General features: G+C 58.7%; 19 protein-coding genes. 13 read left to right on the top strand and 6 right to left on the bottom strand.

The window, feature by feature from the left end:
- The first annotated feature begins 89 nt into the window (after positions 1 to 89).
- Positions 90 to 1,022 carry a diguanylate cyclase domain-containing protein gene (locus ACI0FG_RS01190; RefSeq protein WP_419786731.1) on the top strand — a complete coding sequence of 311 codons (933 nt, stop codon included), beginning with the start codon at positions 90 to 92 and terminating at the stop codon, positions 1,020 to 1,022.
- A gap of 137 nt (positions 1,023 to 1,159) precedes the next feature.
- Here ACI0FG_RS01190 and ACI0FG_RS01185 read toward each other — a convergent pair whose 3' ends face one another.
- Both ACI0FG_RS01185 and ACI0FG_RS01180 read right to left on the bottom strand, forming a co-directional pair.
- The gene (locus tag ACI0FG_RS01185; protein WP_419786730.1) at positions 1,160 to 1,393 is read right to left on the bottom strand and encodes a hypothetical protein; all 234 of its coding nucleotides are present in this window, start codon (positions 1,391 to 1,393) and stop codon (positions 1,160 to 1,162) included.
- A gap of 7 nt (positions 1,394 to 1,400) precedes the next feature.
- Positions 1,401 to 2,876 (bottom strand): alpha,alpha-trehalose-phosphate synthase (UDP-forming), encoded by a 1,476-nt coding sequence (locus tag ACI0FG_RS01180; protein WP_419786729.1) that lies wholly within the window; start codon positions 2,874 to 2,876, stop codon positions 1,401 to 1,403.
- A gap of 204 nt (positions 2,877 to 3,080) precedes the next feature.
- On the opposite strand from ACI0FG_RS01180, the gene ACI0FG_RS01175 reads away from it, so the two are divergent.
- The 3 genes from ACI0FG_RS01175 (at position 3,081) to ACI0FG_RS01165 (ending at position 5,843) form a co-directional block, all read left to right on the top strand.
- Positions 3,081 to 3,341 (top strand): co-chaperone GroES, encoded by a 261-nt coding sequence (locus ACI0FG_RS01175; RefSeq protein ID WP_419786728.1) that lies wholly within the window; start codon positions 3,081 to 3,083, stop codon positions 3,339 to 3,341.
- A 40-nt stretch (positions 3,342 to 3,381) separates the two neighbouring features.
- Positions 3,382 to 4,974 (top strand): chaperonin GroEL, encoded by a 1,593-nt coding sequence (gene groL / locus ACI0FG_RS01170; RefSeq protein ID WP_419786727.1) that lies wholly within the window; start codon positions 3,382 to 3,384, stop codon positions 4,972 to 4,974.
- A gap of 320 nt (positions 4,975 to 5,294) precedes the next feature.
- The gene (locus ACI0FG_RS01165) at positions 5,295 to 5,843 is read left to right on the top strand and encodes a tetratricopeptide repeat protein (RefSeq protein ID WP_419786726.1); all 549 of its coding nucleotides are present in this window, start codon (positions 5,295 to 5,297) and stop codon (positions 5,841 to 5,843) included.
- Positions 5,844 to 5,849: 6 nt separating this feature from the next.
- Here ACI0FG_RS01165 and ACI0FG_RS01160 read toward each other — a convergent pair whose 3' ends face one another.
- On the bottom strand, positions 5,850 to 7,916 hold the full coding sequence (locus ACI0FG_RS01160) for a methyl-accepting chemotaxis protein (RefSeq protein WP_419786725.1): 2,067 nt from the start codon (positions 7,914 to 7,916) through the stop codon (positions 5,850 to 5,852).
- 192 nt (positions 7,917 to 8,108) lie between these two features.
- On the opposite strand from ACI0FG_RS01160, the gene ACI0FG_RS01155 reads away from it, so the two are divergent.
- Positions 8,109 to 9,407: a right-handed parallel beta-helix repeat-containing protein gene (locus tag ACI0FG_RS01155; RefSeq protein WP_419786724.1), complete on the top strand. Its 1,299-nt coding sequence runs from the start codon at positions 8,109 to 8,111 to the stop codon at positions 9,405 to 9,407.
- 264 nt (positions 9,408 to 9,671) lie between these two features.
- Positions 9,672 to 9,953 (top strand): DUF2325 domain-containing protein, encoded by a 282-nt coding sequence (locus ACI0FG_RS01150; protein ID WP_419786723.1) that lies wholly within the window; start codon positions 9,672 to 9,674, stop codon positions 9,951 to 9,953.
- Positions 9,954 to 10,064: 111 nt separating this feature from the next.
- Here ACI0FG_RS01150 and ACI0FG_RS01145 read toward each other — a convergent pair whose 3' ends face one another.
- From ACI0FG_RS01145 to ACI0FG_RS01135, 3 genes are all read right to left on the bottom strand, one after another.
- Positions 10,065 to 11,021, bottom strand: coding sequence for a chemotaxis protein (locus ACI0FG_RS01145; RefSeq protein WP_419786722.1), 957 nt, complete (start codon positions 11,019 to 11,021; stop codon positions 10,065 to 10,067).
- Between the two features lie 144 nt (positions 11,022 to 11,165).
- Positions 11,166 to 12,257, bottom strand: a complete 1,092-nt coding sequence (locus ACI0FG_RS01140; RefSeq protein ID WP_419786721.1) for an N-acetylneuraminate synthase family protein — start codon at positions 12,255 to 12,257, stop codon at positions 11,166 to 11,168.
- Position 12,258: 1 nt separating this feature from the next.
- Positions 12,259 to 12,873 carry a winged helix-turn-helix transcriptional regulator gene (locus tag ACI0FG_RS01135; protein WP_419786720.1) on the bottom strand — a complete coding sequence of 205 codons (615 nt, stop codon included), beginning with the start codon at positions 12,871 to 12,873 and terminating at the stop codon, positions 12,259 to 12,261.
- A 558-nt stretch (positions 12,874 to 13,431) separates the two neighbouring features.
- On the opposite strand from ACI0FG_RS01135, the gene ACI0FG_RS01130 reads away from it, so the two are divergent.
- The 7 genes from ACI0FG_RS01130 to ACI0FG_RS01100 all read left to right on the top strand — a co-directional run bounded on the left by ACI0FG_RS01130 (position 13,432) and on the right by ACI0FG_RS01100 (position 20,902).
- On the top strand, positions 13,432 to 15,150 hold the full coding sequence (locus ACI0FG_RS01130) for a long-chain-fatty-acid--CoA ligase (protein WP_419786719.1): 1,719 nt from the start codon (positions 13,432 to 13,434) through the stop codon (positions 15,148 to 15,150).
- Positions 15,140 to 15,751: an adenylyl-sulfate kinase gene (cysC, locus tag ACI0FG_RS01125; protein WP_419786718.1), complete on the top strand. Its 612-nt coding sequence runs from the start codon at positions 15,140 to 15,142 to the stop codon at positions 15,749 to 15,751. The genes ACI0FG_RS01130 and cysC overlap by 11 nt, the downstream gene beginning before the upstream one ends.
- A 346-nt stretch (positions 15,752 to 16,097) precedes the next feature.
- Positions 16,098 to 17,279 carry an ABC transporter substrate-binding protein gene (locus ACI0FG_RS01120; RefSeq protein WP_419786717.1) on the top strand — a complete coding sequence of 394 codons (1,182 nt, stop codon included), beginning with the start codon at positions 16,098 to 16,100 and terminating at the stop codon, positions 17,277 to 17,279.
- Positions 17,280 to 17,395: 116 nt separating this feature from the next.
- Positions 17,396 to 18,307 carry a branched-chain amino acid ABC transporter permease gene (locus tag ACI0FG_RS01115; RefSeq protein ID WP_419786716.1) on the top strand — a complete coding sequence of 304 codons (912 nt, stop codon included), beginning with the start codon at positions 17,396 to 17,398 and terminating at the stop codon, positions 18,305 to 18,307.
- A 13-nt stretch (positions 18,308 to 18,320) separates the two neighbouring features.
- Positions 18,321 to 19,391: a branched-chain amino acid ABC transporter permease gene (locus ACI0FG_RS01110; RefSeq protein WP_419786715.1), complete on the top strand. Its 1,071-nt coding sequence runs from the start codon at positions 18,321 to 18,323 to the stop codon at positions 19,389 to 19,391.
- 9 nt (positions 19,392 to 19,400) lie between these two features.
- Positions 19,401 to 20,168 carry an ABC transporter ATP-binding protein gene (locus ACI0FG_RS01105; protein ID WP_419786714.1) on the top strand — a complete coding sequence of 256 codons (768 nt, stop codon included), beginning with the start codon at positions 19,401 to 19,403 and terminating at the stop codon, positions 20,166 to 20,168.
- Positions 20,165 to 20,902, top strand: coding sequence for an ABC transporter ATP-binding protein (locus ACI0FG_RS01100; protein WP_419786713.1), 738 nt, complete (start codon positions 20,165 to 20,167; stop codon positions 20,900 to 20,902). Before ACI0FG_RS01105 ends, ACI0FG_RS01100 begins: the two co-directional genes overlap by 4 nt.
- Positions 20,903 to 20,938 lie beyond the last annotated feature (36 nt).

Here is a 20,938-nt window from a genome sequence, read left to right as displayed (position 1 = left end):
CAACCCGTATTCCCGACATAGCCGGGCGTTACTAATTGTCCTTCTGTAATAATTCCCATTTTTGCTGGCAAGGCCAAAGCAAACGTTGTATGGGTCTGTCCATGGACATCGATTGGCTCATAAACGAATGCAACGACCCGTATATATTGGAACGATTGTTCTATGTGGAGCGCTATGCATGGCTCTCCCTCTCGCCGGACATGTGCGCGGTCATTTCCCTGGAGGGACAGTTCGAGGACGTCAACACGCACTGGGACAAGAGCACCGGCCTGGGGCGCGAACAGCTCCAGGGCTCCTACCTGATGGAGTACATCCATTTCGATGACCGGGAACGCGCGCTTGCGGACATGCAGAAGCTGATCACGTCCGATATCGGTTCCACCACTTTTTCCTTCCGCTTCCGGTGCGACAACGGCAACCACATCCGCCTCAACTGGAACGTCATCTTCTCCCCTGACCACAATGCCTATTTCTGTACGGTACATGACCCGGCCCGGGAAAGCGACGCAGAACGGCTGGCCTATCGCGACGTGCTCACCGGGCTGAAGAACCGGCTGGCCCTGGAAGAGGAACTGCCCAACACCCTCTCCGATGCCAAGGATGCGGACGCCAAGGCGGCCGTCCTCTTTGTCGATCTGGACGGGTTCAAGTCCGTGAATGACAACCTGGGGCACAAGGCGGGCGACGCACTGCTCATGCGGGCCGCCCGACGCATGAACTACGTGGTGGGCCAAAACGGTACGACCTACCGGCTGGGGGGCGATGAATTCATCGTCATCCTGCCCAAGGCGCCGGACCGGGGTTTCGTGGCCGGAATGGCCGGGCAGATCGTGGAGCGGCTCCGCTCCCACTATGTCATCGACGGACAGCGTGTGGCCACCGGCGCATCCATGGGCATCGCCATGTTTCCCGAGCACGGCTCGGACATGAACGGAATGCTCGAAGCCGCCGATCAGGCCATGTACAAGGTCAAGGCCGCCGGCAAGGACAACTTTGCCTTCTTTGGCGAAAGCGGGAAATAACTCCATCCCAAGCCGACGCCCTCTCCCCTGTGGAGCGGAACGCCAACGCAAAAATTTCACCCCTCGCATACACGGCGTATGCGAGGGGTCTTGTTTTATTCAGAGCAAAACGCCGACCGCTCATTTTCAGACTTTCGCTATGCGGTGTCCTTGGTGCCGGAATAGGTGAACGCCTTCTTGTCCATGGTAAAGTAGCTTCCCCTGTCCAGCCCGACGGCCCGGCCGCAGGCACACCAGACCTTGCCGTCCCGCTCCTCCAGCTGCCAGACCTTTCGGATGCGCGACTTGTGGCACCGATGTACTTCACCGGGACCGATCTTGTAATACTTCCACAGCTTGCGGCGGCAGTCCGCACATCGCAGGGTCAACACGGCGCGCTCAGCCCCGCTCCAGCCGGAGGGTCTCCACTTCCGGGAAGTCACCCAGCTTGCGGGCAATCCCGGCCTTAAGGAAGGAATCCACCCAACGGTAGATGTTGTTGCGGCGCACCTGATCTCTGAGCCGGGACATATGTTCCCTCCGCTGCGTCTTCTCCCAGTGCAGCGCGCGGTGCAGCGCCCTGGCCACCCCTTCGGTATCATAGGGATTGACCAGATAGGCATCCCGCTGCAACTGGGCCGCAGCCCCGGCAAATTCACTCAGGATGAGCACGCCGTCGTCGTCCGTGCTTGCGGCGCAATATTCCTTGGCCACCAGATTCATGCCGTCGCGTAACGGCGTGACCAACCCGATATCCGCCGCTGCGTAAAAAGCCACCAGCTCCTCACGGGGGAGATTGCGGTAATGGTAGTGCACAGGCACCCAGCCTGGGAAAGAGAACTCGCCGTTCACCCGGCCCACCAGCCATTCTATCTCGGTCCTGAGTTCCTTGTACTCGCCCACTTCCTCGCGGCTGGGCACGGCCACCTGGACAAAGTTGAACTTTCCCTTGATGTCCGGATAACGGCGCAACAGGGTCCGAATGGATCGGATGCGCTCCGGGATGCCCTTGGTGTAGTCCAGCCGGTCCACACCCAGAATAATCTTGCGATGCCGCAAGGCCTCCTTGAGTCTGAATGCCTCGCTCGCCACTTCCGGCTGCTTTGCCAGATTGTTGAATTGGTTGAAATCAATTGAGATGGGAAACGCGCCAAGCCGGAATTTGCGGTTGCCCATATCCACGGTGACCACGGCCCCGCGCCCGGATATCCTGGCCTCGGGCATGAGACGACGCAGACACTCGGCAAAGTTGCGCCTGTCCTGCAGGGTATGGAAGCCGACCAGATCGAACTCGGTCAGGGCCTTGATGACTTTCCAGCGCCAGGGGAGCTTGATGAATATGTCCGGCGTGGGAAAGGGAATGTGCAGGAAGAATCCCGTACGCCGCTTGACGCCCATGGATTTGAGGAAAAACGCCTGATGCATGAGGTGATAGTCATGAATCCAGACATAATCCTCGGGCGTGGTCAGTTGGGCCACTGTCTCGGCGAACTTGAAATTGACGTCCAAATACATTCGCCAATATTCGGGGTCGAACCGGCAGCGGGTCTGCAGGTCATGAAAGAGGGGCCAGATGATCTCGTTGGAAAAACCGAAGTAGTAGCCGTCCACTTCCTCCTTTGTCAGGGAGACGGTATGCAGATCATATCCGGCATCCACGGAGTATTCGGCAAGCAGGCCATCCACATCCGCGCCGGTATCCGACGCCCCGGACCAGCCTATCCACATGCCGCCCCGATTTCGAAGCACCGGGGCAAGCGCCGTCACCAGTCCTCCGCCTCCCACTTTGACTTCCCACTCTCCCTTGCCGCTCTCCCTCAGGGCCACGGGGAGCCTGTTGGACACAACCACCAGCCGCCTCGGCTCGGAATCCATTTTCTTCTCCTTATCTCATTTTTCTTTGTATCTATATAAAGTGGTACCGGTCTTCGCGCCTCTTTTCAAGGGCAGCCGGAAAACAGTCCGGCAAAAAACATGCATTGGTGCTGTTGACAACGAAGAGGCCGTTCTTATCTTGGTGCCCAGTCGAAACCAACCGCCGCCTCCGGGGCGGCAATCTTTGCATAAGGAGATTCGCCAATGGCTCTGAAACCGCTGCATGATCGCGTGATCGTCAAGAGGAAGGAAGAAGAGGAAAAGACCGCCGGGGGCATCTACATCCCCGACTCCGCCAAGGAAAAGCCCCAGGCGGGCGAGGTCCTGGCCGCCGGTCCCGACTGCAAGACCGTCAAGGAGGGCGATACCGTCCTGTTCGCCAAGTATGCGGGCAGCGAGTTCTCCGTGGACGGTGACGAACTGGTCATCATGAAGGAAGACGACATCCTCGGTGTCTTCGCCTAACCCACTACGAAAACAGAACATCGCATAGGACTGACATACCATGGCAGCTAAAACAATCGATTACAAAGCAGTAGCCCGTGAGGGCATGCAGCGCGGCGTCAACATTCTGGGCGACGCCGTTAAAGTCACCCTCGGACCCAAGGGCCGCAACGTCATGCTGGAAAAGTCCTGGGGCGCTCCCCAGGTGACCAAGGACGGCGTGACCGTGGCCGAGAAGATCGAGCTGGAAGACAAGCTCGAAAACATGGGTGCCCAGATGGTCAAGCAGGTGGCCTCCAAGACCAATGAGATTGCCGGTGACGGCACCACCACAGCCACCGTGCTGGCCCAGGCCATTTTCAACGAAGGCGTCAAGCTCTTGGCAGCCGGACGCAACCCCATGGCCATCAAGCGCGGCGTGGACATGGCTGTCGAGGCCGTCGTAGCCGAGCTGGACAAGATGGCCAAGCCGGTCAAGAAGACCTCCGAGATCGCCCAGGTCGGCACCATCTCCGCCAACAACGACGAAACCATTGGCGCTTTGCTGGCCGAGGCTGTGGAGAAGGTCGGCGACAACGGCGTCATCACCATCGAAGAGTCCCAGGGCTTCACCACCGAGCTGGATGTCGTGGAAGGCATGCAGTGGGACAACGGCTGGCTCTCCCCCTATTTCGTCACCGACCACGACAGGCAGGAAACGGTTTTCGAAAATCCGTTCATTCTGTTGTCCGAAGGCAAGATTTCCAGCATCAAGCCGCTGGTTCCCATCCTGGAGGCCGTTGCCAAGGCTGGCCGTCCCCTGCTCATCATTGCGGAGACCGTTGAGAACGACGCCCTTGCAGGCATCACCATCAACGCCATGCGCGGCACCATCAAGGTCTGCGCCGTCAAGGCCCCCGGCTTCGGCGACCGCCGCAAGGAAATGATCCGCGACATCGCCATCATGACCGGCGGCACCCCGGTGAGCGAAGACACCGCCACCACTCTGGAATCCATCAAGCCCGGTGACTTCGGTACCGCCAAGCGCGTGGTCGTCAGCAAGAAGAACACCCTCATCGTGGGCGGCGCCGGCGACAAGAAAGCCATCGACGCCCGCTGCGACGAGATCTCCAACATGATGGCCAACTCCACCAGTGACTACGACCGCGAGAAGCTCCAGGAACGCCTGGCCAAGCTGGTCGGCGGCGTTGCCGTGGTCAAGGTCGGCGCTGCCACCGAGATCGAGATGAAGGAGCGCAAGGACCGCGTGGAAGACGCCCTGAACGCCACCCGCGCCGCTGTCGACGAGGGCATCATCCCCGGCGGCGGAACCGCTCTGGTCCGCGCAGGCAAGGTTCTGGCCAAGCTGAAGGCCGGTGGAGACACCGAGCAGGCAGGCGTGAACATCATCGCCGCCGCCATTCAGGAGCCCCTGAAGCAGATCGCCAACAACTGCGGCCTGGAAGGCACCGTTGTTGTCGAGAAGGTCAAGAACATGAAGGGTGACGAAGGCTTCAACGCCGCCACCGGCGAATACGTCAACCTGGTCAAGGAAGGCATCATTGATCCCAAGAAGGTGACCCGCATCGCGCTGCAGAACGCAGCCAGCGTCGCCTCCATGCTCCTGACCACGGAATGCGCCGTGTTCGAGACCCCCGCAGCCGAGGAAGACTAGTCTCTCTCTTCCGCAAAATGAACATCAAGAGGCCGGACAGCAACTGTCCGGCCTCTTTTTTTGCCTCCGGCGGCCCTACCGGGAGTCGCCTTCGGCGGGACCAAAGAACCTCTTGAAAGAGGTTCTCTGGACTCTCCAGAACTTTTTGTTGGCGCTGACGCGCGGTTTGTGCGGGGTTTAAAAGACGTGCCATGCCCCCCGCGAAGCGGAACCAAAAAGTTTTGGAGATTCTCAAGGACCTTTTTCAAAAGGTTCTTAAGCCGCCGGAGGCATTCTTCCCTCCCCTTGCCGGACGCGCGCCAAGCGGCTAGTCTGATGCCATGTCCTTTTTAAGCAAGCTGATTCCACCGAGCCGCAAGGGCGAGAAAAATTTGGAGCGTGGTCGTGCCGCTGAGGTTCGTCGGGACTTTGAGACGGCCGAGACCTATTTTCGACGCGCGGCCGATGCCTTTGACGAACATTTGAAAGTGAAGGACGCGGCAGGGAAGGACGTGCGTCCCTCCCATCTGGTCATGGCGGGAATCGCCTACACGCGCATTGGCCGGGACCGAGACGCTATCAACGTGCTGGACCGCTGTCTGGCGATCAAACCGATTCCGGACGCTTTTCTGCACGCCGGATACGCGGCGGCCAAGCTGGGCGAAGTGGCACTGGCCGTGGACTACTGGAGCAAATATCCGGCCTGGGCGGACCAGTCGCACATTGCGAAAGCCCTCAGGGAACAGGTGGAGTCCCTGCGCAACGGCGGAGACCCGGAAGAAGCGTGCCAGGCCGTGGCCAAGGCCGTCTTCCTACAGGACCGGCGGGATATCGGCAGACGGCTCATGAGCCGGGGCCGCAAGGAAATCCCCCACCATCGGGGTTATTGATCCCTCCTACGAGAATTCCGCACCATCGCCCGGCGGCAGCTCGCGTGCATTCCGTTTCACACTGACGACACGAGTATCGCCAGACAAGTTATCCACCTGGAAATACCGCATGGAGTCCTGCAGCGCGGCAGCCTGGCTGGCCAGCTCTTCCGAGGTGGAGGCCATTTCCTCCGAGGCCATGGAATTTTGCTGGATGACCTTGTCGAGCTGTTCCATGGCAATTTCTATCTGATGCACGCCATGACTTTGCTCGTTACACACGGCCGCCACCTCGCGAATGAGATCAGCGGTCTTGCCGATCTCCGGGGCCAAACGACCGAAGAGCTCGCCGGTTTCCTCCGCCACTTTCACGCTGGAAACGGAAAGTTCACCGATTTCCTTGGCCGTGTTGGCGCTCCTCTCAGCCAGTTTGCGGACCTCCGAAGCCACCACGGCAAAGCCCTTGCCCTGCTCTCCGGCACGGGCCGCCTCGATGGCGGCGTTCAGGGCCAGCAGGTTGGTCTGTCGGGCTATTTCCTCGATGAGCCCGATCTTGTCGGCTATATTGTGCATGGCCTCAACGGTTCGGCGCACGGCCTTGCCGCCGGATTGGATGTCCTCATTGGAGGTCTCGGCAATCCGGCTGGTAATATCCGCATTTTCGGCGTTCTTCTTGATGGACCCGACGATCTCCACCAATGAGGCGCTGACCTCCTCGATGGAAGCGCCCTGCTCCACCGCAGCCTGGGACAGACTCTCCGACGACGCGGAAAGCTCCTCGCTGCCAGCCGCAACGTTGTCGGTGGCGCTCTGCACCTCGCCGACCACGCCGCGCAGGTTGCCCGCCATATCCTGCATGGATTTGAAGATGCCGAGCGCCTTTCCCTTATCCGGCCCGGCAATGCGCAGGTCGCCCCCGGAAACCCTGGTAGCTATCCCCGCTATCTCGGAAGGCTCGCCGCCGATGATGTTGGTAACCGACCGGGCCCCGAAGATACCGGCCCCCAGCCCAAGCAAGGCGAGAAGCAGCGATATGCCCAGCACCACCTGAATCATGGTGGTGACGGTCTTGTCGAGAGAGGCTTGGCGAACGGCCACGGCGGCATCGATATCGTCTACATAGATGCCCATGCCCACGACCCAACCCCAGGGCTTGAACAGTTTGACATAGGAGAGCTTGGGGAATTCGCCTTTCTGGCCCGGCTTTTCCCAAACGTAGCGTACAAATCCGGCACCGTCCCTTTTGGCAACATCGGTCATTTCACGGAAGAAGGCCTTTCCCTTGGTGTCGGTAATTCCGCTCAGATCCTTGCCGTCCATCTCAGGCGAAATAGGATGCATGACCATGCGCGGCGTCAGGTCATTGATCCAGAAATAGCTGCCGTCCGTCAGACGCATCTTGGCCACCTGAGCCAAGGCGGCGCTCTTCATCTCGGCGGAGATATCCTCGATCCAAGCACCGGTTCCGACAATCCACCCCGCCTCGGGCAGGATGCGCACATAGGAAATCTTGAGTTTCGGTTCGGTCTCGCCCGGCTTGGGCCACCAGTAGGAAGACATGCCCGAGCCCTGACTTTTTGCAATATCGGTCATGTCGGCAATGATGCGATTCCCTTTGGTATCCTTGAGATCCCCCATCTGCTTGCCCGCCAGCTTGGGCGACGGGTGGACCAGAATCACATTGTCCAGATTCTGTATCCAAACGTAATTATCACCGTCAAAACGGACCGGCAGCACCAGCTCCGAGAGACCCTTGAGAAGTTCCGCATGTGTAAGATTCCCGGCATGGGTGTCGTAGTAGTGCTTCACCTGTCCCCATACGGCATCCACCACCCGTTTCAGGTCATCCTGTTTCGCCAGCTTCAGTCCTTCCACATCCTGTGAGCGGTCATAGTAATTCTGGATGGTACCGTCGGCCATGGACACAAAGTCCTCAAGCTGTTGTTTCCTGTCGCCCAAGGCCTCTTGCCTGTAGTTTTCCATTTCGGTTTCGGCATAGCTGGAAATCTGCTGCACAAACACCCAGCACAAGGCAATGATGGCAACAAGCACCGTGACTACCTGCATCAGCGTCATTCGAGTTCTCAGTCGCATCCCTTCCATTCCCCCATGCCGCCAGCAGGGCGGCTTTGACAGTTGTCGATTATCACTCTCTTAACGTACATCCGGCTTGGGAAACAACTGCAAGGGGACAAAAAATAACTCGTCCGAAGATACTCCGACGCGCATTGAACTGCGGCAACAAACCGGGTACCTTGGCGCAAACCGAATCCCGCAACGGAGGATATGATGCGTACTTTCGCGGTGGCCGCCATCCTGTTTCTCGCCCTCTCCCTTCCGGCACTGGCCGATCAAACCGTCATCGGCACCGGCAATCCGGCCCAGGATGTGGCCAATGTCCAAAAGGCCGTCGAGGTCGGCGGGACAGTCCTCCTGCGCGGACATTTCGATTTCGGCGATGACGGCCAGGTCAAGCTGAGGCGTAGCGTGCGCATCCGGGGCGAAAAGGATACGGACGGGAATCCGACCACCGTCATTTCCGGCGGGCGCTGGACCTTCTATTCCCCCCTGCCGGTTCCCGGCGCGCCTCCGGCAGGCAAGGGGCCGGTGGTGGCCGTCCACGCCATCCACTTCCGCCGGGCATCGGGCACGCCCATGCACTTCACCTACGTCGGTGGGCTGGATATCCGGGGCTGTGTGGTATCGGAGATACGCCCCCAGGAGCTAAAACGGGAGTGGAGCGAAGGGGACACCATGGAATTTGCCGCCGGAGTCGTGGTGGGCAACCGCATCGATTCCCCCTCCCGGCGCGTCAAGGGAGCGGCCACCGGCGTCATCCGCATTGCCGGAAACACCTTCCTCATGAAGGTGGACCGACCGAACGTCACGGCGGGTTACGGCGTAGTGGCGGACTGGACCACCGGGGCGGACCTCGGCATTGAAAACAATACCATCAGCCACGCCTCGCGAAACGGCATCGAGGTGCTGGACAACTACCTCGGCCTCAAAGGCGCGGGCAAAATCGTCATCGACGACAACACGATCACCACATCCGAGGAAGGCATCGAGTATCCCAACAAATTTGGGCCCAACGGCATTGTGGCAGGCTGGTACTTCGATACCCGTGGCGGCACGGACATCGCTCTCAACAACCGTATTTCCATGACCGGCAACCGCATCGAGGCGCGAGGCGAACGCTCCACCGGCATGTTACTCTATGCCGACGATCTGGTGATCATCTGCAACGACATCATGCTCGCGGCCGGGCGGGATGCGCGCGGCATTGTCCAGACCGGGTCGCGCGGATTCTTCTCGAACAACCGGGTGCGCGGTCGGGGACGCTATGCCATCTACTGCCATCCCTTCGAGTCTCTGGAAGGCTCGGCCAACACCTTTGCCTGGACCGAACTGAACGACTTCACGCCATTTCGCAACCAGGTTTTTCTGGGCGGCAACGTCAACGTATTCGTCGGCACCCCGCCGGACATTGCGGACAAGGGCAAGGGCAATCGCGTGGTCAAGGCCAAGCCGTGTACCCTGCGCGAGATGTCGCCCGAATCGGACTGGCCTGCTGACCAACAATAAATAATTCCGCCCGTTGTCCCATACGGACATGCCTCGCTAGTTCACCCGCTTTTGCGCGGACGAAAGGTAGCCCCTTTCCTCCATCCCTGGTTCTTGCCTCCGGCAACACATAGACCGGCTCATCTCCCCAGCCTGTCTTCATTCCGCCCAACGTTTTTCCTTGAAAAACTTTTTCCAACTTTCTGTTGACGCCCAACCGTTTTCTCGTCTATCACAAAGTTAATTGAAAACGAATTTCATTTTCATTCAAACACAGGAGGCGTTATGTGCGCGGCATTAATCGGTGGAATGGACAGGCTGCATAGGGACTACAAAAACGAAGCGGAAAAAAGCGGGGTGAAGCTGAAATGCTTTACCGGCAAGGAGCGAAAAATTTCCGGTTCCCTGGGCAACGTGGACTTCGTGGTCCTGTTCACCAATAAGGTCTCGCACAAGGCTCGCAAGGACGTTCTGGATGCCGTCCGCGGTCGCGACATCCCCGTTCTCATGCACCACTCCTGTGGCGTCAGCTCCCTGCGCAAGTGCATCGGCGAAGCAATCGGCTAACAGCAAACGTAGACACCGAAACGGCGGGCACGAAAAGTTCAAGCCCCGCGGGGAATTCCTCGCGGGGCTTGAACTTTTCGTGTCTCGGCACGTTATCGGGCCGCCCCGGAATCAGGCTTCCACCTTCTCCCGCCACCCCTTGACCAGATCCAGAACCTTTTCGGTAAGACCGTGAAACTCCGGTTTGGTCACCTGAGCGTCGGCCATGACGGCCTTGCCCTTATGCAATACGGCCTTGGAAATGAGGGAGGAAAACAAGGTAACAGGCAGGACATTGAGCACCGGGTCCTCCTTGATGGTACGGGTCAGGGTGTACCCATCCATCTGCGGCATCTCGACATCGGAGACGACCACATCCAGATAGTCCAGTGGGCTCTTGCCCTCCTCCTGCGACCGCGCCTTGATGCCGTTGAGGAAATTCCAGGCTTCGGCCCCGTCGCTGGCCAACGTCACCTCAAAATTGGCATTGTTGAAATTATTGCGCAACAGCTCGCGCACCGAGGTCGAATCATCCGCGATCAACGCATGGTAGCGCTCATCGGAGACGATACTCGAAAGAGACGCCCGGGTATTGCCCGATTCATCCAGGTCCGCCAGTACCTGCTCCAGGTCGAGCATGAGCACGAATCGGTCCTTGATCTGGATGGTGCCAGTAATGCAGTTGGTGGCCATATTGGCCACATACTTGCTCGGCGGCTCCACTTCCTTCCAGTTCACCCGATGAATCTGGGTCACGCCGGAAACGAGAAAACCGGTAATCATGCCGTTGAACTCGGTGACGATGATCGGCTCGTTCAAGCTTTTAGCTCGTTCCACGTCCAGCCAGACGCTGAGATCGACCACCGGAAGAATCAGATCGCGCAGGGGAATGGTCCCGAGAAAACTGGGATGAGAGGCGGCCTCGGAACCTTCCAGGCCCTCCGGGGCTTCGACCACTTCCAGAACCTTGGCGACGTTTACCCCGTAATACTGAGTCTCCACGGTGCCATTGATCTCTTCGCGAACGAAGAATTCGATGATCTCGAGTTCGTTGGTGCCGGTTTCCAGCAAAATATCCTGTTCGCTCATTTTCCCTCCTTGCACAAACCTTCTGCTTTTTACTGCCTAGCATTCTCGCCGGGTTAGTTAAATGATTTTTTCGGTTCATGGCAAAAAAAACGCTGTTCCGCACCAGGCGAAACAGCATCTTTTCTTCTTTCGGCAGGGTCGTAACTACGATGTGGCAGCACCCACGCAGTCCGTCTGGCCCAGATTCAACGTATCCCACTGCACCGGCTCCTCATGCTTCACCGGCCGCTTGAGCACAGCCCCGATGACCTCGTCCCAATGCACGGGGGAGACGCCCAGGCGCGGACTGCGGGTGGTCAGGTCGGTCTCCGCCAGCACATGTCCGGCGGGCAGATCGCGGGAAAAGACGATGCATTTGCGCAGCTTTTTGGCCGCTGCCTGCTCGTCGGGAAAAACCTTCTTGCCCTTGACGCCAAGCGCGCGCTCCACCTCGCGGATCATCGTGACCATGGCGGCGAGTTCCGCCGGTTCCAGCGAGGCCTGATGATCGGTACCCTTGAGGGTCTTGTCCAGGGTGAAATGACGCTCCACCACGCAGGCACCGAGGGCGGCCGCGCCCACGCTGGGGCCGATGCCCCGTTCGTGGCCGGAGTATCCCACCGGGACATGGTAGCGCTCCCGCAGGGCATCCATAACCGGCAGGCCGATCTGGTCCTCCGGGCACGGATAGGTCGAGTTGCAATGGAGCAGTACAACTTCCTCGTGGCTCTTGTGGATCTCGGCCATGGCCACGTCGATGTCCTCCAGCGAAGACATGCCCGTGGACAGAATCACCGGAATGTTCGCCTGGGCATACTTGCGCACCAGAGGCACATTGACCAGATCCGCAGAACATATCTTGAGCAGCTCGACATCCAAATCCAAAATCTGCACCAGGCTGGGATCATCCCAGGCCGAGGCAAAGAAGACCAGACCTATGGACTCGCTATACGTCTTGAGCTCGGCCATCTGCTCGATGGACAGTTCCAGGGCGTTGCGGTGCTCGCCATAGGTGGGGCCGAAGCTGTTGCACCCGGTATAGGGAGCGGCGCGGCCCTCGCGGGTCAGCAGCGCCTCCATGTCGCGCTTCTGAAATTTGACGGCCTGAACTCCTGCCTTGGCGGCCTCGTCGATCATGCGCTTCGCAATGTCGAACTCGCCTTGGTGGTTGTTGCCTATTTCGGCAACGATGAAGCAGGGATGGCCTCGGCCGATGCCGACGCCGGAACGCAGCGTGATGGAATCTTTGTTGGTCATGTCAGAATCTCACGATTTGAAACCCGCGCTTTTCGGAGTACGGCCTGAGTTGCTCGTAGATCTCGGTCTGCTTGCCGAAAGAGGTGATAACCACGGCATCGCAGTCCACTTGATCCAGAACATGCGGCGCGGAAACCACATGTCCGTTGAAAATCTGCCCTTGTTTCTTCTTGTCGTTGTCCAGAAGGATAATCGCCTTGAAATCCGTGCCGCGCAATGCGGAGAGCACGACCTCGCAGGTTTCGGACGCACCGAAGAGCGCAAGCCGGAACTTTCCCTCCTTGCGCAGAAACGCGAGTTTTTCCAGCACAAATTCCTTGATATTGGTGTACAGGCGTACCGTCTCGGAGGAATAGCTGGAGAACATCTCCCGCCGCTCCTGCTGTCCCTTGTCCGTCAGGGTATAGCGGTAACTCTTGCCGTTGACCGGCATAAATTCCACAAGGCCAGTGGACTGCATCTGTTTGAGATACTGATTGACCATCGCGCCGGACAAATTGAGCCGCCTCCCCAGTTCGTACTGGGAAAGGCTCGAGTCCCGCGACAGTGCGTCAAGTATCGCAAGGACGCGCGTTGACTTGCTCGGCTTGAGATAGGCGCCCTCGGTTATCAGCATTCTCGTATTTCCATCCACACCATTTCCTGGCATCGGCCTCTCATCCATTCGTTCGGTCAATGATCCATACCGGCTATTACAATATCTCCGGCAGTCATGATACGACCCTAGTCGTGCTCCGGCACCCTGTCAACAGCCGCCCGCCAACGATTCCGGCACTTTTGCCTGTTACCATCAGACTTTTCCCGTCAGGTCGAATCGTTGACATACTGAATGATCGGCAGGTCTGTCGGATTTCTTTAATCCTTAATGTGGCAATCCCTGCCACCATTCCCGGCATCGCGGCATAATGCAATATATTTGCCAATCGGACTCACTATGTCCATGGGCAGAAAGCGATATTGTTAACCAACCGAATAAACTATTTTTCCTGTTCTCCTTGCCGAGGGAACGGGCCGAAGGCATCGAGCCCGGATTGCAGCCCCAAGGGCCGTGCGTTAACTCTCCGTCAAAGAAACGCCCTGTTTCCAACACTGTATATTGACCCGAAACACCGCCTATTATACCTTCCCCACGTTCTCGCCCGCGGAGGGCAATACACTGCATCAAGGATATTTCATGGAGACCCTAGATCGTCCCTGGCTGAACTCCTACGACCCGGAAGTTCCGGCCAACCTGGATTACGAGCGCATCCCCCTGTTCAAGTTCCTGGACAGGGCCGCGCACAAGTACCCCAAGCGCACCGCCATAATTTTCAAGAACTGGTCCATCAGCTACGCCAAGCTCAAGAAGCGGACCGAGATCATCGCCGCCAATCTGCGCCGGGCCGGTGTTCGCAAGGGAGACCGCGTCGCCATCATGCTGCCCAACCTGCCCCAGACCATCATGGCCTTCTGGGGCGTTCTCCGGGCCGGGGGCGTGGGCGTCATGACCAATCCGCTGTATATGGAAACGGAGATCATCCACCAGTTCAACGACGCAGGGGTCCGCTGCTGCATTACGCTGGACCTGCTGTGGCCCAAGCTGGAGCAGCTGCGTGATTCCATTCCTGTAGAAAAATTTTTCGTCACCTCCATTGCGGACGGACTCAAATTTCCCCTCAGCTGGCTGTACAAGCTCCAGGCAAAGAAGAACAATTCCTCCCCCAAAGTGCCTTTTGACGGCAAGTCCGTCCTCCCCTTCAAGACGCTGACCAAGGGCAGCGAGACCTTCACGGAAAACCGCGTGGACCCGGAGGACATGGCTCTGCTCCAGTATACCGGCGGCACCACCGGTGTAGCCAAGGGGTGTATGCTCACCCACTTCAACCTAGGAGCCAATCTCCAGCAATGCCAGTCCATGATCCATAATCTGGGCCAGCAGAAGGAGACCTTCCTCGGCATTCTCCCCTATTTCCATATCTATGGAATGACGACCTGCCTGACCTGGCCCACCAGTATGGGAGCCACGCTGGCACCGTTCCCACGCTACGTCCCGCAGGACGTGCTCAAGGGCATCCAGAAGCTCAAACCCACGGTTTTCCCCGGAGCCCCGGCCCTCTACATTTCCCTGTTGCAGCAAAAGGACGTGGACAAGTACGATCTGCGATCCATCAACTGCTGTGTCTCGGGTTCGGCCCCCATCCCCGTGGAGCACATGCGCCAGTTCGCCGAGCGTACCGGCAGCGAAATCTACGAGGGGTACGGCCTGACCGAAGCCTCGCCCGTCACCCACTTCAACCCTTTGCTGGGCGTGCGCAAGAACGGCTCCATCGGCCTTCCCTTTCCGGATACGGACGCTAAGATCGTGGACATGGAGGTAGGCGGCGACCCACTGCCCCCCGGCAAGCGGGGCGAACTGGTCATACGCGGCCCCCAGATCATGAAGGGCTACTACAACCGGCCCGACGCCACTGCCGATGTTCTGCGCAACGGCTGGCTCTACACCGGCGATATCGCCACCATGGACGAGAACGGCTATTTCTTCATCGTGGATCGCAAAAAGGACCTGATCATCTCCGGCGGCTACAACATCTACCCCCGCGAGATCGACGAGGTGCTGCACACGCATCCTAAAATCGAAGAAGCGGTCAGCGTCGGCATCCCCAACAAGACACGCGGCGAGATCGTCAAGGCATTCGTAGTTGTCAAACCGGGCGAATCCCTGGACCGCAACGAAGTCATCGCCTACTGTCGGGAAAAGTTGGCCAATTACAAGGTCCCCCGCAAAGTCGAATTTCGCGACAAGCTGCCCAAGACCATGGTCGGCAAGGTGCTCCGGCGGGCGCTGCGCGACGAGGAGACAGAGAAAAAGTCCAAAAAACAGTGCACCGAGGAAAAGAAAAACGATGAAGCCTAAGGAAATGCTCTGCGAATTCCGGGGTGAGGTCTGCCGGGAGCATCGAGAGGAGCGCAACGGACACCGCGCCGTTACGCTCTGGTTCACGGGGCTTTCCGGCGCAGGCAAATCGACCCTGGCCCACGCCCTGGAAAAGCGGCTCTTCGACCTGGGCGCCACAGTCTATACCTTTGATGGCGACAACGTCCGTCACGGCCTGTGCGGTGATCTTTCCTTCTCCCCGGAAGACCGCACCGAGAACATTCGCCGGATAGGCGAAATGACCAAACTCTTCATGGACGCCGGGATAATCTGCCTCTGCGCCTTCATCACGCCCCGCCATGCAATGCAGGAAAAACTGCGCGCCATGCATGAACCCGGTGATTTTTACCTCATACATGTGGACTGCCCGGCCGCAGTCTGCGAGACGAGGGACGTGAAGGGCTACTACAAGCTGGCGCGGGAAGGCAAAATCAAGAACTATACCGGTGTTTCCGCACCGTATGAGGCTCCGAAAACCCCGGATCTGCACCTGGATACTGCCAATAACGACGTTACGGAGTGCCTCAACCAACTTTTGGCCTTCGTCGCCGACCACGTTTCCACCACCCTCCTCCGCTAGCACACCTCCACCGCCAAGGGCCGAAAGGCCCTATTCTCCTGCCTTTATCTCCCTTGCAGGACGCTTTGTTGCGCCCGGCATTTCCGTGCCCGAAATCGGACCGAATCCGGCATTTTTGCGTCAGATGCCGGCTCTTGACATTTATGAAAATTTTCCTTCGGCATAATTTCTTTTTCAGAAAAAAACAGCCTGTAATTTCGGCAAAAAGACGAACTTTATTCTTGCAGATCAACCGATTTGCAAAAATGTTAGGAGCAAAAAGTCTTTTATTTAAACAAGGTTTCGTGTATTGACTAAGCTTGTTTCAGCGGCAGACTGCTGTAATACCCATGAGAGGAGGATATTGATGAAAACTTTTCTGAAACGTGCTGGCATCTTTTGCCTGATGCTTATCGGAACCGCCCTGCTGCTTGCCGGTTGCGGTGAAGACAAACCCAAAACCATCAAAATCGGATTCAACCTGCCCCTTACCGGAGACATTCCGGAGGTTGGTGAGGGCTCCAAGAATGCAGCCATGATGTACCTCAAGGACATCAATGATGCAGGCGGCCTGGAAGTAGGCGGCAAGAAGTACAAAGTCGAATTCATTTACATGGACAATGAGTCCAAGGCAGAGTCCGCTACCAACGTTGCCCTGAAGCTTATCGATCAGGAAAACGTTGTCGCCATCATCGGGCCCAACTCTTCCAAGCAGGCTGTGCCCGCTGGCGGTACCTGCAACGACAACCACTGCCCGATGATCTCCCCGTGGTCCACCAACCCGAACGCCACCAAGGATCGTCCGTGGGTCTTCCGCGCCGCCTTCCTGGATCCGTTCCAGGGCCCGGTCGCTGCCGACTTCGCGTCCCAGAAGTTCGGCGCCAAGACGGCTGCCGTCCTCTTCGACGTTTCCAACGACTACTCCAAGGGTCTGGCCGAAATCTTCAAGGCCGCCTGGGAAAAGAAGGGCCTCGGCCCGGTTGTTGCCTTCGAGTCCCACGGCACCAAGGACCAGGACTTCTCGGCCCAGCTGACCACCATCGTCGCCGCAAACCCGGACTTCATCTTTGTTCCGGACAACTATAACCAGGTTGCCCTGATCGTTCAGCAGGCGCGTGACCTCGGCTACAAGGGTCCCTTCATGGGTTCCGATGCCTGGGGCACCCCGGACCTGATCAAGCTCTGCGGCGAGCAGTGCTACGGCAACTACTTCTCCACTCACTATGCCGCTGCCGGTGCCTCCGGCGCCACCAAGGCCTTCATCGACCGCTACAAGGCGGTTTACGGCACCGTCCCGGCCGACTACGCGGCCCTGACTTGGGACTCCATCGGCCTGCTCGTGCAGGGCATCCAGAATGCAGGCAAGGTCGATCCCGACCCCGTCGCCATGCGCAAGCTGATCCGTGACGGCCTGGCTTCCATCAAGTCCTTCGACGGCATCACCGGCAAGTCCAAGTTCGATGCCCAGGGTGACCCCATCAAGTGCGCCGTGGTCGTCAAGATCTCGGACAAGGGCGAGTTCGTCTTCGAACAGTCCGTCTGCCCCTAGACACCTCTAACGCCTGACCATTCCGGGCGGGGGCCGCAAGGCCTCCGCCCTTCTAAAAACTGCCGGGCCAGGGTCCGGGAGAAATAACCGCAGCAACTCATTCAGGAAGAACTATCGTGGACTTCATCATCCAAAATATCTTGAACGCCCTGCAATGGGGAAGTTTCTACGCGCTCATCGCCCTGGGCTACACCCTGGTCTACGGCGTACTGCGTCTGATCAACTTCGCCCACGGCGACATCTTCATGGTGGGGGCCTACATCGCCTTCTTCGTGGCCGGGCTCCTGCTCGGCCCGGCTGTCGGCCTTTCCCCAACGCTTTCCTTCATCCTCGCCGTGCCTCTGACCATGGCGCTGACAGCCTGCGTCGGCGTGTTTCTGGAACGCGTGGCCTACCGTCCGCTCCGGCGGAAAGGCGCGCACCGGCTCTATGTGGTCATCACCGCCCTCATGTGCGGTCTGATCCTCGAATACGGCAACCTCGCCTTCCTGGGCGCCAGCCGACTCAAATTTCCCGAGCTGATCCACAAAACCGTCTGGCACTTTGGCGACGTCACCATGACCAACCTCAAGGTCATCGTCATCGTGGCGGCCGTCGCCGTCTTCATCATCCTGAACTTCATCGTCACCAAGACCAAGATCGGCATGGCCATGCGCGGCATCTCCTACGACAAGTTTGCCATCCCGCTCATGGGCATCCCCATCGACCAGATCATAGTCTTCACCTTCATCCTCGGTTCCGGCTTCGCCGGTCTCGCGGGCCTGCTGTTCGCCATGTCCTACCCGGTCCTGGAACCGTTCATGGGTATGCTGATCGGCTGGAAGGCATTCATTGCGGCGGTCGTCGGCGGCATCGGCGACATTCGGGGCGCATTCTACGGAGGATTCCTGCTCGGCTTCATCGAGGTCGGCGTGGTCTCCATCTTCCCGTCCACCTACCGAGATCTGTTCGCCTTCACCATTCTGCTCGTCATCCTGTGGATGAAACCGACCGGACTGTTCGGCATGCCGCAGTCCACAAAGATCTAGTTGGGAGAAAATCATGCAGAAATATTCTCTCAACGTCCTCATGGCGGGACTGGCCTTTGTCCTGCTTGCCCTGGCCCAGTTCCACATCATCGACAACTACATTCAGGCCGTCATCATGTACGTGGGCATCAACATCATGATGTCCACCTCGCTCAACCTGGTTAACGGCAACATGGGCGAATTCACCTGCGGGCACGCCGCCTTCATGTGTACCGGCGCCTACGTCACCTCGGCTCTTTCCGTGCTGTTCTTCGGCAAGGCTTTCGGTTCCCCGGTACTGCCCGGCGCCATGGCTTTCGTCGTGTTCCCGATCATCATCCTCATCGGCGGCGCAGTGGCCTCCCTGGTTTCCATCCTGGTCGCCATTCCCGCGTTCAAGACCCGTGACGATTACCTGGCCATCATCTCCCTGGCCGTGAACTACATGGTCATCTCGGCCATCGAAAACATGGACTTCATCGGCGGTTCCCGCGGATTCCAGGGCATGAAGGACACGGTCTGGGCCATGCGCGACGTGGCCAACATCCCCTGGATGCTCCTCTGGGTCATCCTGTTCACCGCCTTTACCATCTGGGTAATCCGGCGCTTCATCACCTCCACCTACGGCAAGGGCGTCAACGCCGTGTGCCAGGACGAGGTGGCCGCCGAAATCATGTCGGTGAACACCAACAAGATCAAACTGATCAACTTCATGATATCCGCGGGCCTGGCCGGTTGCGCGGGCGGCCTGTTCGCCCACATCGTCGGCTACGTCAACCCGCAGTCCTTCAACATCCTCAAGTCCACCGAAGCCATGGTCATGGTCTATCTGGGAGGCATGGGCTCCCTCTCGGGCGCCGTCATCTCGGCCGTGGTCTTCACCATGCTGCTGGAGCTCCTGCGCTCCCAGGCCATCATGGACGTGTTGCTCGCACCGGCCACGCTGATCTTCCCGGACTGGGAACCATCGGCAGGCGTCATCAAGTGGGTGCTGATCCCGCTGCTCCTGGTCCTGATCATGCAGTTCAGGCCCGAGGGCATCATGGGTAACAAGGAGTTGTCGGACGTGTTCCCGAAACTCAAGAAATACTACACGTTCAAATAGGGGGCCGTCATGAGTCTGCTTACAATCGACGGTCTCACCCAGCGTTTCGGCGGCCTGCAGGCCGTTTCCGAATTCAGCGTGGAAATGAAAGGCGGCGAACTGATGGGCCTTATCGGCCCCAACGGCGCCGGGAAAACGACCATCTTCAACCTGATCTCCGGTTTCTATCAGCCCACCGAGGGAACCATCACCCTGGACGGCACCCCCACTGCAGGGCTGAAACCGCACCAGGTTACGTCCCTCGGCGTTGCCCGGACCTTCCAAAACATCCGGCTATGGCACGACATGACCGTGCTGGACAACATCCGCATCGCCCAGCACTACCGCATGGGCTACTCGGTCTGGGATTCCATCATCCGTGGCCGTAAGTACCGCAAGTGCGAAGCCGACATCCTGGAGATTGCCGAGAAGCTGCTGGACGCCATGTCCCTGACCGACGTGGCCATGGAACTGCCCAAGAACCTTCCCTACGGCCTGCAACGCCGTGTCGAGATCGCCCGGGCCATGTCCATCCGTCCCAAGCTGCTGCTCCTCGACGAGCCCGCAGCCGGACTGAACTCGGCGGATGTGGAGGACCTCATCAAGCTGGTCAAATGGATTCATAAGACCTTCGACATCACCATCCTGATGATCGAGCACCAGATGAAGGTCGTGACCTCCCTGTGCCAATGGATCAAGGTCATCGACTTTGGCTCGACCATTGCCGAAGGCACGCCCGAAGACATTCAATCCAACCCGGCCGTTATCAAGGCCTATCTTGGAGACGACAACATATGATAACGCCTCTTCTCGAAGTCACCGACCTGTACGTCAAGTACGGCAATATCGAGGCCCTGCACGGCATCAGCTTCACGGTGGGCGAAGGCGAGATCGTCACGCTCATCGGAGCAAACGGCGCGGGCAAATCGACCACGCTCATGTCCGTGGCCCAGCTGCCCCCGCCCGAAGCACCGAAGATCACCAAGGGCGACATCCGCTTCCGAGGCGAATCCATCCTTGGCATGGGGCCGGACAAGATCGTCGCGGACCTGCATCTGGCCCTGGTGCCGGAAGGCCGCCACATCTTCGGCAACCTTACTGTGGAGGAAAATCTCAAGCTGGCCACCTATGCCCGCAAGGACGGGCAGGCGGAGATCGACCGCGACTATGATCGCGTCTATTCACTCTTCCACCGTCTGGCCGAACGTAAGAAGCAGCGTAGCGAGTCCCTCTCCGGCGGCGAGCAGCAGATGCTGGCCGTGGGCCGGGCGCTCATGTCCGGCTGCCGCTTCATCATGCTGGACGAGCCTTCCATGGGGCTGGCCCCACTGCTCATGTACGACATGTTCCGTACCTTGAAGGAACTGAACGCCGAGGGCATGACCATCCTGCTCATCGAGCAGAACGCCAAGCTCGCCCTCGACTTCGCCCACCGAGGCTACGTCATCGATACCGGCGAAATCGTGGCATCCGGCCCGTGCGACGGTCTGATGGAGGACCCGGAGGTCAAGAAGGCCTATCTGGGCGGCTAGCGCTCTTTCCATCAACAGCAAATCCGATAATACAAA

The sequence above is a fragment of the Pseudodesulfovibrio sp. 7M6 genome (assembly GCF_050058625.1).
Classification (GTDB): domain Bacteria; phylum Desulfobacterota; class Desulfovibrionia; order Desulfovibrionales; family Desulfovibrionaceae; genus Pseudodesulfovibrio; species Pseudodesulfovibrio salinus.
The sequence above is the reverse complement of the archived record's forward strand: the minus strand, read 5'-3'. Positions and strand labels throughout refer to the sequence as shown.

Excerpts from the sequence above, each read along its gene's own strand:
- ACI0FG_RS01190 (WP_419786731.1), top strand. The coding sequence starts at position 90 with ATGGGTCTGTCCATGGACATCGATTGGCTCATAAACGAATGCAACGAC.
- ACI0FG_RS01180 (WP_419786729.1), bottom strand. The coding sequence starts at position 2,876 with ATGGATTCCGAGCCGAGGCGGCTGGTGGTTGTGTCCAACAGGCTCCCC.
- ACI0FG_RS01175 (WP_419786728.1), top strand. The coding sequence starts at position 3,081 with ATGGCTCTGAAACCGCTGCATGATCGCGTGATCGTCAAGAGGAAGGAA.
- groL (WP_419786727.1), top strand. The coding sequence starts at position 3,382 with ATGGCAGCTAAAACAATCGATTACAAAGCAGTAGCCCGTGAGGGCATG.
- ACI0FG_RS01165 (WP_419786726.1), top strand. The coding sequence starts at position 5,295 with ATGTCCTTTTTAAGCAAGCTGATTCCACCGAGCCGCAAGGGCGAGAAA.
- ACI0FG_RS01160 (WP_419786725.1), bottom strand. The coding sequence starts at position 7,916 with ATGCGACTGAGAACTCGAATGACGCTGATGCAGGTAGTCACGGTGCTT.
- ACI0FG_RS01155 (WP_419786724.1), top strand. The coding sequence starts at position 8,109 with ATGATGCGTACTTTCGCGGTGGCCGCCATCCTGTTTCTCGCCCTCTCC.
- ACI0FG_RS01150 (WP_419786723.1), top strand. The coding sequence starts at position 9,672 with ATGTGCGCGGCATTAATCGGTGGAATGGACAGGCTGCATAGGGACTAC.
- ACI0FG_RS01145 (WP_419786722.1), bottom strand. The coding sequence starts at position 11,021 with ATGAGCGAACAGGATATTTTGCTGGAAACCGGCACCAACGAACTCGAG.
- ACI0FG_RS01140 (WP_419786721.1), bottom strand. The coding sequence starts at position 12,257 with ATGACCAACAAAGATTCCATCACGCTGCGTTCCGGCGTCGGCATCGGC.
- ACI0FG_RS01135 (WP_419786720.1), bottom strand. The coding sequence starts at position 12,873 with ATGCTGATAACCGAGGGCGCCTATCTCAAGCCGAGCAAGTCAACGCGC.
- ACI0FG_RS01130 (WP_419786719.1), top strand. The coding sequence starts at position 13,432 with ATGGAGACCCTAGATCGTCCCTGGCTGAACTCCTACGACCCGGAAGTT.
- cysC (WP_419786718.1), top strand. The coding sequence starts at position 15,140 with ATGAAGCCTAAGGAAATGCTCTGCGAATTCCGGGGTGAGGTCTGCCGG.
- ACI0FG_RS01120 (WP_419786717.1), top strand. The coding sequence starts at position 16,098 with ATGAAAACTTTTCTGAAACGTGCTGGCATCTTTTGCCTGATGCTTATC.
- ACI0FG_RS01110 (WP_419786715.1), top strand. The coding sequence starts at position 18,321 with ATGCAGAAATATTCTCTCAACGTCCTCATGGCGGGACTGGCCTTTGTC.
- ACI0FG_RS01105 (WP_419786714.1), top strand. The coding sequence starts at position 19,401 with ATGAGTCTGCTTACAATCGACGGTCTCACCCAGCGTTTCGGCGGCCTG.
- ACI0FG_RS01100 (WP_419786713.1), top strand. The coding sequence starts at position 20,165 with ATGATAACGCCTCTTCTCGAAGTCACCGACCTGTACGTCAAGTACGGC.